This window comes from Hyphomicrobium denitrificans 1NES1 (assembly GCF_000230975.2).
GTDB classification, from domain to species: Bacteria; Pseudomonadota; Alphaproteobacteria; order Rhizobiales; family Hyphomicrobiaceae; genus Hyphomicrobium_B; species Hyphomicrobium_B denitrificans_A.
The window spans coordinates 2187385-2199687 of record NC_021172.1 but is presented as its reverse complement, the minus strand read 5'-3'; the positions used below and the strand labels follow the sequence as shown (position 1 = coordinate 2199687).

The following is a 12303-nucleotide window of genomic DNA, read 5'->3' as shown; positions in this document are numbered from 1 at the left end:
CCAGTTCCCATGCTCCAGTCTGACGCCCCGGCCATCGAGAATCAGCTAGATTCCGAGCCCATGAAGGATCGCGAGGCGTTGAGGATCGATGCCGCGCCGATCGATCCGCTGAACACAGCGGAAGGGTTCGGCGGGTTCCTCCCTATAGCATTAATCGTTGCGGCGGCGGGCGCCTTGGTTTTCGGCCTGCTTGCGAGCAGCTCCGGCGAGCCGTTTCTGCTGACCGTCATCGCGGTTCTGGCGATGCTCGGCATGTTCCTGATTTTCGGTGTTGCCGCCGGACACATTCGCATTGGCGCCCGCATCGCGGCTGGCGATTTGCTCAAAGCTGCCGCCGATGCCAGCGATGAGCCGCAAATCCTCGCCCACCTCGATGGAACGGTCGTTTACGCCAATGCGGCGCTTGATGATATGTTCGGCCGAAACGAGGCAGGACCGTTCGCAGCGCTTGAAGCCGTGATGAGCGGCGAGCCCGAAGCGACGCAAGCCCTCTTTCGCCTGACGCGCGCCGCCGAGCGTGGCGAGAAGCGCAGCGAGGACGTGAAGCTGCGGCCGGGCCCGAGCCAGCGCCCGACCTGGGCCAGAATTTCCGTGCACCCCTTTGCATCGACAGGCCGCGATCTCGACGGAAGCCCCACCCGGCAGCGTCTCGCTCTTTGGCGGATCAAGAATGTTTCAAAAGAGAAAGCGCACGAGGCGCAGCGCATCGGCGGTCTCGAAGCGGCGCTCGCCGCGTTCGATACGATGCCGGCCGGATTCATGTCGATCGCCGGCGACGGCACCATCCTGCACGTCAACGCCGCGTTCGAGCAGTGGCTCGGATATCCGGTCGGTTCGCTCAGAACGCACCATCTTCGCTTGGCGGAGCTGGCAGGCGGCGATGGCGCTCGGCTTCTTGAGCACATGGCCGAGATACCGGAAGCCGACCAGCGCGTCGTCGATCTCGATCTGACGCGCCAGGACGGGCGCATGGTGCCGCTGACGCTTCTCGTCGAGCCCGCCGGCAATCAACCGGATGAAGGCTTCACGATCACGGCGATTAACCGGCTGACGGCTGGGCTCGGCGATCGCTCGCACCAGGACGTTCGCGCGTCTCAATTCTTCCAGTCGGCACCGTTCGGCATTGCAACCATCGACGGGGAGGGGCGGATCGCGAGCTGCAACGCTGCATTCATGCGCCTCGTGCTCGATGGCCGTCCCGCGCAGGATGTGCTGGCGTCGCAAGCCCTGGGGCGAACCGGCGATGCCGATGAGCGCGCACGCATCGAAGAAGGTCTTGCCGAAGTCCTGGCCGGGCGCGGCAACGTGCAGCCGATCGAGATCACTTCAGGCGATCAGAAGCAGTTTACGTGCCGCGTTTTCATGTCGCCGCTCGCTGCCGTGTCGGGTGGGGCCGCCGCAGCGCTCTATGTCATCGACGCGACCGAGCAGAAGCAGCTCGAAAACCGCGTTGCTCAGGCCCAGAAGATGGAAGCGGTCGGCAATCTGGCCGGCGGCATCGCCCACGACTTCAACAACGTGCTGACGGCCATCATCGGCTTTTCCGATCTGCTGCTGCAGACGCACCGTCCAAGCGATCCGTCCTACAAGGACATCAAGAACATCCAATCGGCGGCGAACCGTGCAGCAAACCTCGTCGCCGGTTTGCTCGGCTTTTCGCGCAAGCAGACGCAGCAGGTATCGGTGTTCGATATCAACGAATTGGCGTCGGAAATGCGCGCCATGCTGAAAACGCAAGTGCGTGAAAAGATCGACCTTCGGTTCCAGGCCGGCCGCGACCTCTGGTATGTCCGCGCCGACAGCAACCAGCTCTATCAGGTCATTCTCAACCTCGCGCGCAACGCCCGCGACGCGATGCCGGACGGCGGCAAGCTGACGATCCGCACGCAGAACGTCACCGAGCGCGAAAGCCAGCGCATGAGCGCAGTCGCAGGCTTTACGCCGGGCGAATACGTGCTGCTCGAAATCTCCGACACCGGCACCGGCATGAGCCCCGAGGTGATGGCGAAGATCTTCGAGCCATTCTTTACGACGAAGGGCATCGGCAAAGGCACGGGCCTCGGGCTGGCGTCCGTCTACGGCATCGTCAAGCAATCGGGCGGTTTCATTTTCCCTGAAAGCGAGCTCGGCAAAGGCACGACCTTCAAGATCTTCCTGCCGCGCTACGTCGTCGAGGACAGCGACGAGGCAGGAGCGGTGCGTCCGCAAACGATGGCCTCCGCCAGGAAGGAACTGAGCGCAACCGATCTGACGGGCACCGGTCGCGTGCTGCTGGTCGAGGACGAGGTCGAGGTGCGCCAGTTCGCCGTGCGCGCCTTGAAGCGCCAGGGCTATCAGGTTCTCGAAGCGACCGACGGCGTTGAAGCGCTCGAAATCATGGCTGCGAACGAGGGCAAGATCGACATCGTCGTGTCCGACGTCGTCATGCCGGAAATGGATGGGCCTGCGCTCTTCAAGGAACTCAGGAAGCGCAACCCGTCGATCAAGGTCATCTTCGTTTCGGGCTATCCGAACGAAGCCTTCCGCGAGAGCATGGGCTCCGACAACTTCGCATTCCTGCCGAAGCCGTTCTCGCTGCCGCAGCTCGCCGCGAAGGTGAAGGAAGAACTGGCGAAGTAGGTCGTGTGACCGTCATCCTCGGCTGAGCGTATGCGAAAGCCGGGGATCCAGCGTAAGACTCGCCGAAGGCTCAATATTGCGTCTTCGACGACTCTTGCGCTGGATCCCCGAACGGCCTCGCAGGCTCGTCCGTCCGAGGATGACGAACAGACTCAGATTTTCCTTGAAAACGTTTGGATGACCACCGCACCCAATTCCCCCCTCCCCGCAAGGGGGGAGGGGAACATGGCAGGCGTCTCCGCAAATGATGGCGCTATATCTCAGATCTCGCCCTTGAGACCCTTCTCGAAATACCTGTGAATGACCTTGTCCTGGTTCTCGAGCAGCCAGTCGATCGTCGGCTGATAGGTCATCGCCTTGTGAATGGCGAGCGCCGTCGCCTTGCGATGAATGTCGAACAGGATCTTGTGGTCGAGCTTCTCGATCGTGGCGACCGACGGATTGAGCCATACCGAGACGATGATGCCGAGATCATCGACCTTGTCCCGCGGCAGGTCGCCGGAGCGCACGGCATCGAGCACGCCCATCGATGTCGCGTACTGCACAGTGCCCATCAGGATATTCGTGTAGCGCTCGTTCTCGACCGTCACCTTGCTGACGCAGAGCGTCGGCGGACGCACCATGACGTCGGTGTTGAGCAGCGACAGCACCTTGCTGTGGCCCTTGGTCTGGTCGCCGAGAAGCGTCGCGAATGCCGTGCCGAAGGGACCGTCCATTTCGCCGATCGCGACTTCCGGTTCCGCCGCGGTGCCTGGGGGGCCGCCCGCGACCAGGGCTTCACCGATACGGATTCCGAAACGGCCGCTTGATGCGCTCATGTCCAAATACCTCGTCTTGGTTTTCTGAAATCGTCCGGCGCTGATGCCGTATGGGGAGCGATAGCCCAGCTCTCCTATGTCTCCCCCATAAGTTGCACTTATTCAGGCACAACGAGAACAAAACGTGATTGACCGAGTTGGAACAAATCATGTACACATATGATTAATTGAAGGCGCTGGGCGCTTGCCATATTGAGGATGACGACGATGGAACGGCCGGATTGGACTGTGCTCGAAGGGGGCAAAATGGATAAGAAGCAGGCGCTCGAACATGCGCTGCAGCAGATCGACAAGAACTTCGGCAAGGGGTCGATCATGCGTTTGGGCGCCAACGAGAAGGTCGATATCGAAGCGATCCCGACCGGCTCGCTCGGGCTGGATATCGCCCTCGGCATCGGCGGCCTGCCCAAAGGCCGCATCATCGAGATTTACGGGCCCGAAAGCTCGGGCAAGACGACGCTTGCGCTGCACGTCGTGGCCGAAGCGCAGAAACGCGGCGGCATCTGTGCGTTTGTTGACGCCGAACACGCGATCGACCCGGGTTATGCGAAAAAGCTCGGCGTCAAGGTCGAGGATCTTTTGATTTCGCAGCCCGATACCGGCGAGCAGGCGCTCGAGATCGCCGATACGCTCGTCCGTTCCGGCGCCATCGACGTGCTGGTCGTCGACTCGGTTGCTGCCCTGACGCCGAAGGCCGAGCTCGAAGGCGAGATGGGCGACAGCCTGCCGGGCCTTCAGGCGCGCCTGATGAGCCAGGCGCTGCGTAAGCTCACCGGATCGATCTCGAAATCGAAGTGCATGGTCATCTTCATCAACCAGATCCGCATGAAGATCGGCATCATGTTCGGCAACCCGGAGACGACGACGGGCGGCAATGCGCTGAAGTTTTATGCTTCCGTCCGCCTCGACATCCGCCGCATCGGCCAGATCAAGGAGCGCGAGGAGACGGTCGGCAACCAGACCCGCGTCAAGGTCGTCAAGAACAAGGTCGCGCCGCCCTTCAAGCAGGTCGAGTTCGACATCATGTACGGTGAGGGCGTCTCGAAAGTCGGCGAGTTGATCGACATCGGCGTCAAGGCTGGCATTGTCGAGAAATCCGGCGCCTGGCTGTCGTACAACGGCGACCGCATCGGTCAGGGCCGTGAGAACGCCAAGACGTATCTCAAGGAAAACCCGAGGATCGCCAACGAGATCGAAAACGCCATCCGCGCTAGTGCCGGCCTTATCGTCGAAAAGATGCTGGCCAACCCCGACGCGGGCGAAGATGACGGCGAGCAGCCGGATGAGGACGGCGTCCTCCCCGACGAGGACACCAAGAAGGTCGCCAAGGGCAAACGCTGATGAGGAGCGACACTGGAAAATACCGTCATCCTCCAACGGCGAGCCCGCAAGCCGTTTGAGGAGCCAGCGTGAAACTGCTGGAGGCTCGTTATCGCGTCTACGGCGAGTCTCAAATCCCGTCGCGCGTCGCCGCGATGAATTCCCCTCCCCTTGACGGGGAGGGGTTAGGGGTGGGGTGAACACCAGGAGCAAGATCGGCAAAATCATCGCACTTTGCCATGCGTGATCGTCATCCTCGGACGGATGCGCATGCCGGCCACGGCCGTCATGCCACTTTTGCGGGCGTGACGGGATGGGGCCACTATCCGTGCTGTAGGACTGGCATTTGAGTCTCACCTGCCGTTTCTGGACACTCTCCAGGGCCGCCGCTACAACGGCGGCCTTGAGCCGTTCCGGAAGGCGTTTCCGAAGCGGTTATGTCCGCGAAAAGGCTTGAAAGAACCCTATGGCTGGCGTCAGCGCAATCCGCTCTTCGTTTCTCGACTACTTCGGCAAGAACGGCCATGAGATCGTGCCGTCGTCGCCGCTCGTGCCGCGCAACGATCCGACGCTGATGTTCACCAACGCCGGCATGGTGCAGTTCAAGAACGTCTTCACCGGTCAGGAGACGCGTGCCATTCCGCGCGCTGCGTCCTCGCAGAAGTGCGTGCGCGCAGGCGGCAAGCACAACGACCTCGATAACGTCGGCTACACCGCGCGCCACCACACGTTCTTCGAGATGCTCGGCAACTTCTCGTTCGGCGATTACTTCAAAGACCGCGCCATCGAGCTTGCCTGGAATCTGCTGACCAAAGAGTTCGGTCTCGACAAGAAGCGGCTGCTCGTCACGATCTATCACACCGACGAGGAAGCCTACGCGATCTGGAAGAAGGTTACGGGCTTCTCCGACGACAGGATCATCCGCATCGCATCGAGCGACAACTTCTGGCAGATGGGCGATACGGGCCCCTGCGGTCCGTGCTCTGAAATCTTTTTCGATCACGGCGACAAAATTCCGGGCGGACCGCCCGGCTCGGCGGAGTCGGAAGGTGATCGCTTCATCGAGATCTGGAATCTCGTGTTCATGCAATTCGAGCAGCGTGGTCCCGGCGATCGCGTCGATCTCCCGCGCCCCTCGATCGATACCGGCATGGGCCTCGAACGCATCGCGGCCGTGCTGCAGGGCAAGCACGACAACTACGAGATCGACCTTTTCGAAAACCTGATCCAGTCGATCCGGCAGGAAGCCGCCAAAGTCGGCGCCAAGGAAACGGGGGGCGAAGCCAGCCCCGAGTTCCTGAAAGTTGCCCGCCGCGTTATCGCCGACCACTTGCGGTCGACGAGCTTCCTGATCGCCGATGGCGTGCTGCCCTCGAACGAAGGCCGTGGCTACGTCCTTCGCCGCATCATGCGCCGCGCAATGCGCTATGCAGCGCAGATCGGTTGCGTCGAGCCGTTGATGTATCATCTCGTGCCGTCGCTCGTGCGCGAGATGGGAGACGCTTATCCTGAGCTCGTGCGGGCCCAGCCGCTCATCACCGAAACGCTGAAGCTCGAAGAGACGAAATTCAAAAAGACGCTCGACAACGGCCTGAAGCTCCTGGGCGAAAGCTCCGCGAGCATGAAGAAGGGCGCGGTCTTCCCCGGCGACGTCGCGTTCAAGCTCTATGACACCTACGGCTTCCCGCTCGACCTGACCGAAGATGCTCTCAAACCGCGTGGCATCACCGTCGATACCAAGGCCTTCGACGTCGCGATGAAAAAGCAGAAGGAAGCTGCGAAAGCCGCCTGGAAAGGCTCAGGCGAAGCGGCAACCGAAGGCCTCTGGTTCGAGATCAAGGACAAGGTCGGCGCGACCGAATTCCTAGGCTACGATACCGAGACGGCGGAAGGTATCGTCGCGGCGCTTGTCTCGGGCGGCAAAGAGACGAAGGAGTTGAAGGCGGGCGACGAAGGCGCGCTCATCCTCAACCAGACGCCCTTCTACGGCGAGAGCGGCGGCCAGGTCGGCGATCAAGGCGTCATCAAGGGGCCGAAGGGCGCGCTCTTCCGCGTCACGGATACGCAAAAGAAGCTGGGCGATCTGTTCGTGCATTTCGGCAAGGTCGAGTCCGCCAACTTCAAGGCTGGCGATGCCGTCGAGCTTGAAGTCGATCACGCGCGCCGGTCCGCGACGCGCGCCAATCACTCCGCGACGCACCTTCTGCATGAAGCCCTGCGGCAAGTGCTCGGCACGCATGTCGCGCAGAAGGGCTCGCTCGTCTCCCCCGATCGGTTGCGTTTCGACTTCTCACACACCAAGCCGATGTCGGCTGACGAGATCAAGGCCGTCGAGGACATGGCGAACGCAGTGCTCCTCGAAAACACCCCGGTCGTGACGCGGCTGATGGCGCTCGATGAAGCACGCGCCTCGGGCGCCATGGCGCTCTTCGGTGAAAAATATGGGGACGAGGTTCGCGTCGTCTCGATGGGCTCGACGCGCCCCGGCGCCAACAAGGCATGGTCGGTTGAACTTTGCGGCGGTACGCACGTCTCGCGCACTGGCGACATCGGCCTCGTCCGCATCGTTGCCGAAAGCGGCAGCGCGGCCGGCGTCCGCCGTATCGAAGCGCTGACGGGTGAAGGCGCGCGCGCTTATCTCGACGAGCAGGATGCGCGCGTCCGCGAAGCCGCAGGCATCTTGAAGACGCGACCCGAAGACCTGCTTGAGCGGCTGAAACATCTCGTCGAGGAACGCAAGGTTCTCGAAAAGCAGTTGGCCGACGCCAAGCGCCAGCTGGCCCTTGGTGGTGGCGGCAAGGGCGCGATTGACGGCGGCGATGCGATCCGCAGCGTCGGCAAGGTCAAGCTGCTCGCGCGCACCGTGCAGGGTCTCAATCCGAAAGACCTCCGTGGCCTGATCGACGATGGCAAGAAACAGGTCGGCTCCGGCATCGTCGCGGTCGTCGGCGTAACTGAGGACGGCAAGGCGGGCCTCGCCGTCGGCGTGACGGACGACCTGATCAAGACGTGGAGCGCCGTCGATCTCGTGAAGGCAGGCGCCGAGGCATTAGGCGGCAAGGGCGGCGGCGGCCGGCCCGACATGGCGCAGGCCGGCGGTCCCGACGGCGCCAAAGCCGGTGATGCGCTGAAAGCCATCGAAGCCCGCCTCGCAAGCTGAGAGCTTGTCTGCCTAGCTGCTCTCCGGGAATCGATGAACTCGCGCGGTAAATCCGTTCGGCGCGCCGCGTCGTTACCTTGCCGGGAATTCACTGATGACGGTCGGGAAGTTTGGGTATATAGGCCCGGCATTCTTCCTGCTGGGGATTGATCGCATATGCATCGCACGCGTTCTTTGGGTTTTGTCGCTCCGTTCACCGCAGCGCTTCTGGCAATGACGCTTCCGGCGCTGGCCAATGATCCGCTCGTGAAGATCGCACCGACGCCGATGCCTTCGTCGGGGCCGACCGTTGTCGCTGCGCAAGCCTTCTGCGGCGACCCGTCTGGAAAAGCGGAAGAGTTGATCGAACGCTATTCGGCGAAGCCTGGCTTGAAGCGCATCTACAAGAGCGATCAGTACGTCGCCTACAGCGACGACGATAAGAACAGCTCCGTAATGTATACGTTCACGGTGAAGGGGAATCCGGCTCATCCCGCCGCCGTCTGCCGCAAGCCTGTCCAGCAAGGCGACAACCTCGTCATCACGATGTCGGTCGTTTGCGACGGCGACAAGGAAGCCTGCGCCAAGCTACAGAATGACTTCAACGTCATGACGGCCAAGATGCAGGCCGAGGTCGATCAGAGGATCGCGGCACAGAAGAAATAGTTCTGCTGCTGCGCGTGGCAGCCGGCTCGCGGAACGCGAGTCGCCACGCGCAACCAAGAACAGTCGCCCTCGCGCTGATTACGCCTTCACCATTGTAGCTTTGAGGTTCTCGTCGACCTTGTCGAGGAAGCCGGTCGTCGAAAGCCACTTCTGATCGGGTCCGACGAGCAGCGCCAGATCCTTCGTCATGAAGCCGGACTCGACGGTCGCAATGCAGACCCGTTCGAGCGTCCTGCAGAAATTCGACAGCGCCTCGTTGCCGTCGAGCTTGGCACGATGGGCGAGCCCGCGGGTCCACGCGAAAATCGACGCGATCGAGTTCGTCGACGTTTCTTTGCCCTTCTGATGCTCGCGGTAATGGCGTGTGACTGTGCCGTGCGCGGCTTCCGCTTCGACAGTCTTGCCGTCGGGAGACATCAAAACGCTCGTCATCAGGCCGAGCGAGCCGAAGCCCTGCGCGACGGTATCGGACTGCACGTCGCCGTCGTAGTTCTTGCACGCCCAGACATAGCCGCCCGACCATTTGAGCGAACTCGCCACCATGTCGTCGATCAGGCGGTGCTCGTAGGTGATCTTGCGCTTCGCGAATTCGTCCTTGAATTCTTTGTCGAAGATGTCCTGGAAGATGTCCTTGAAACGTCCGTCGTAAATCTTCGCGATCGTGTTCTTGGTTGAAAGATAGACGGGATAGTTTCGCGCAATGCCGTAGTTCAGCGACGCCCGCGCGAAATCGCGGATGGAATCGTCGAGATTGTACATTGCCATAGCAATGCCGGAGCCCGGCGCGTCGAAAACTTCCTTTTCGATCACCGCGCCGTCGTCGCCCGTGAACTTGATCGTCAGCTTGCCCTTGCCGGGAAATCTGAAATCGGTGGCGCGGTAGATGTCGCCGTAGGCGTGGCGCCCGACGACGATCGGCTCGGTCCAGCCCGGCACGAGCCGGGGTACGTTCTTGCAGATGATCGGCTCGCGGAAGATGACGCCGCCGAGGATGTTGCGGACCGTGCCGTTCGGGCTCTTCCACATCTCCTTGAGGTTGAATTCTTTGACGCGTGCCTCGTCGGGCGTGATCGTCGCGCACTTGATGCCGACGCCGTGCGTCTTGATGGCGTTACCGGCGTCGATCGTCACCTGATCGTCCGTCTTGTCGCGGTTCTCGATACTGAGGTCGTAGTACGCGATGTTGAGGTCGAGATAAGGGTGAATGAGCTTGTCTTTGATTAGCTTCCAGATGATGCGGGTCATCTCGTCGCCGTCGAGCTCGACGACGGTGCCTTCAACCTTGATTTTTTGCATGGGATGATCTCGCAGGAGAAAGTGGAGGGTGATCGAATTTGGGGGACCTTAATGGTCTGTGGCGCGCCAGCGAAGCGAACCTTCGCCGCAGTCGTGCGGCAGTTCGCCAGACGATTCAAGCCCTGCGGGGCTTAGACCAAAGACTGGGCAAGCGCCGCCCATTTGTTTAGCAAGGGCGAAAGCCCCAGGAGATCGTGGCGCGTTGTTCTATAGTATGACCGGACGTGGCCTGTGCGAGACGGAGAATGATTTGAACGCCGGTATCGAATCCGAAAACCGCGGGACGGCCGCCAGTGTGCGCATAGGCCCCGGAGGCGAACCCGTGCTTGGGGCTCGCGATACGCGCGTCGCGGAAGTCGTGCATGCGTGCCATTCGGTCTCGATCGATCAGGGTCTTGAAACCCTCGCCATCCCCGGGTTGACGCGCCTCACGCTCGAACCGGTGCTGCAATATTGCGCCGGTCTCAAGTGCATCGAAGACCGTGTGACGTGTCCCGGCTGCAAACGGCGCACCGAAGCGCAGGGCATCGAGACGCTCGATCAATTCATCCTGAGTAAAAAAGAGATCGTCGTCGGCGACGGGCGCGTGCGCCTGAAGGGCGAGGGAACGGAAACGATCAAGACGCCATGCCTGGAATCGCTCGCCAAGCAATGGTCGGGCGAGAATTACTGGTTCTGGGCCCGACGCGTCATTCGCAAGCTGCGTCACGGACTTCGCCGGGCTCACATGAAAGGCGAGCCGGTTGCCGGAGAAGGCGAGACGCCGTCTGTCATTCTGATGGAGCCGCAGCTCGCCGATAACATCGGCATGGTGGCGCGCGCCTGCGCCAACTTCGGTCTCGACGACCTCCGCCTCGTCAACCCGCGCGACGGATGGCCGAACGAGAAGGCGCGCATTGCGGCTTCCGGCGCCAATTACGTGATCGACGATGCCCGCCCCTTCGAGAAGCTCGAAGACAGCATCGCCGACCTGAATTGGGTGGGCGCTACAACCGCTCGACAGCGGGATATGCGAAAGCCGGTCCTGACGCCCGAGCAGGCAATCGCCGAAGTTCGAACCCGGATCGCTCGCGGCGAACGCTGCGGCATCCTTTTCGGGCGCGAGCGCAATGGGCTGGAGACGAGCGAGGTCGCCAACGCCGACGCCCTGATCATGATTCCGGTGAACTCGCGCTTTGCGTCTCTTAACCTTGCGCAGGCGGTGCTGCTTCTGGGTTACGAATGGATGCGCGGCGACGCGGGCCGCAGTCTTGGCCGTGTCACAACCTACGAGAAGCCGTTGAACGAAGGTCTTTACATGGGCCGCGACCGGCCCGCGACGAAAGAAGAACTCGTTGGTCTATTTGAGCATTTGGAGCGGGAATTAGAGGCCAACGGCTTTTTCAATCCGGCTCATCGTAAAGCCGTCGTGGCGCAAAACCTCCGTACGTTGTTGACACGAATGAATGCGACAGAACAGGAAGTTCGCACGCTTCGTGGCATAGTTGCCACGCTCGCACAGGGCAAAGGAAAGGCTCGGAAAGGGGCCCAGTGAGACGCCTTGATCTGGACATGTTTTGGGCTGAGCGATGCCAAGGGAAAAGGCATACTGGCGATATGCAACGTGGCATCGATAGGCCGCGTCGGACGGCTTTCGACGGAAACCGGTAAAAGAATGAGGCTCAACTGGAGATGTTGATGAACATTAGGGCGGGGGTGGTGTTGGCGGGCGTAGCTGCGCTGGCGCTTGTGGGGAGTGTGGCGTCGGCCGGCGCGCAGGATCTCAGTGAACATGCAGTCAAATCGTTCATGGAATATGCTTGGTCGCTGACGCCTCAACAGTTCTCCAAGCCGGACGGGACCGTCATCGTCATCGATAAGACGAAGAAGGATCAGGTCCTTGTGCCGCTGGACGTTGCGCGCGAAGTTATCAAGGCTGGCCGTCTCTCGGCTCACGCTCAGATTTGCGATCTTCGCGACGACCAGATTCAGAACCACCGGGCGCTGATGCGGCGCGAGGAGGTGAAGAAGAAGTGGACGCCGCAGCAGATGGTCTACATCAGCCAGCTTCACCTCACGACGGTCATGCTGCTGACCGGCCGTATCCGGCTGGTTGAGAAGCAGGGCGACAAAGAAGTTGTCGTCGATGAAAAGAAAGAGCCGGCCCAGACCTGCACCGACGAGCAGAAAAAGAAGGTTAAGGAGCTGATTACGGCTTATGTCGCGGCAAGTCCTCCGGTCAGCGCGATCGCAGACCTCTATAAAGACAAGCCGAAGGCCCAGGGTGCCCCGACGGCCACCGGCTCGGTCAGCGAGACGGCCGTCGAGAAGAAATAGCGGCGAATAGGTCGTTGACGGGACGGCCGGTCGCCACTATCAACCATTCCGCGCGGGCCCTCAGGCCCGCGTTTGATTTCCGCGCACCCGTGGCGGGACTGTCGAAGGTCCATGCCTGTCGGCCCTCTG

Annotated in this window: 8 protein-coding genes; 6 read left to right on the top strand and 2 right to left on the bottom strand. The window is 61.5% G+C overall.

Going from position 1 to position 12303, the window contains the following annotated elements; all coding sequences use genetic code 11:
• Positions 1–9: 9 nt before the first annotated feature.
• Positions 10–2619 (top strand): hybrid sensor histidine kinase/response regulator, encoded by a 2610-nt coding sequence (locus tag HYPDE_RS10500; RefSeq protein ID WP_015598426.1) that lies wholly within the window; start codon positions 10–12, stop codon positions 2617–2619.
• Between the two features lie 260 nt (positions 2620–2879).
• Here the strand turns inward: HYPDE_RS10500 and fae are convergent, their stop codons facing one another.
• Positions 2880–3437 (bottom strand): formaldehyde-activating enzyme, encoded by a 558-nt coding sequence (fae, locus tag HYPDE_RS10495; RefSeq protein ID WP_015598425.1) that lies wholly within the window; start codon positions 3435–3437, stop codon positions 2880–2882.
• A 207-nt stretch (positions 3438–3644) separates the two neighbouring features.
• Here fae and recA point away from each other — a divergent pair, with 207 nt between their 5' ends.
• From recA to HYPDE_RS10480, 3 genes are all read left to right on the top strand, one after another.
• On the top strand, positions 3645–4778 hold the full coding sequence (recA, locus tag HYPDE_RS10490; protein WP_041321135.1) for a recombinase RecA: 1134 nt from the start codon (positions 3645–3647) through the stop codon (positions 4776–4778).
• A 445-nt stretch (positions 4779–5223) separates the two neighbouring features.
• Positions 5224–7917, top strand: coding sequence for an alanine--tRNA ligase (gene alaS, locus HYPDE_RS10485; protein ID WP_015598423.1), 2694 nt, complete (start codon positions 5224–5226; stop codon positions 7915–7917).
• A gap of 156 nt (positions 7918–8073) precedes the next feature.
• On the top strand, positions 8074–8562 hold the full coding sequence (locus tag HYPDE_RS10480) for a hypothetical protein (protein WP_015598422.1): 489 nt from the start codon (positions 8074–8076) through the stop codon (positions 8560–8562).
• A 78-nt stretch (positions 8563–8640) separates the two neighbouring features.
• Here HYPDE_RS10480 and HYPDE_RS10475 read toward each other — a convergent pair whose 3' ends face one another.
• Positions 8641–9858 carry an NADP-dependent isocitrate dehydrogenase gene (locus HYPDE_RS10475; RefSeq protein ID WP_015598421.1) on the bottom strand — a complete coding sequence of 406 codons (1218 nt, stop codon included), beginning with the start codon at positions 9856–9858 and terminating at the stop codon, positions 8641–8643.
• Between the two features lie 250 nt (positions 9859–10108).
• Between HYPDE_RS10475 and HYPDE_RS18495 the strand changes: the two genes are divergently transcribed.
• Together HYPDE_RS18495 and HYPDE_RS10465 are read left to right on the top strand one after the other, a co-directional pair.
• A complete protein-coding gene (locus HYPDE_RS18495; protein ID WP_144061243.1) occupies positions 10109–11392 on the top strand; it encodes an RNA methyltransferase in 1284 nt (427 codons plus the stop codon).
• Positions 11393–11535: 143 nt separating this feature from the next.
• Positions 11536–12174: a hypothetical protein gene (locus HYPDE_RS10465; protein ID WP_041321131.1), complete on the top strand. Its 639-nt coding sequence runs from the start codon at positions 11536–11538 to the stop codon at positions 12172–12174.
• Positions 12175–12303: the final 129 nt, after the last annotated feature.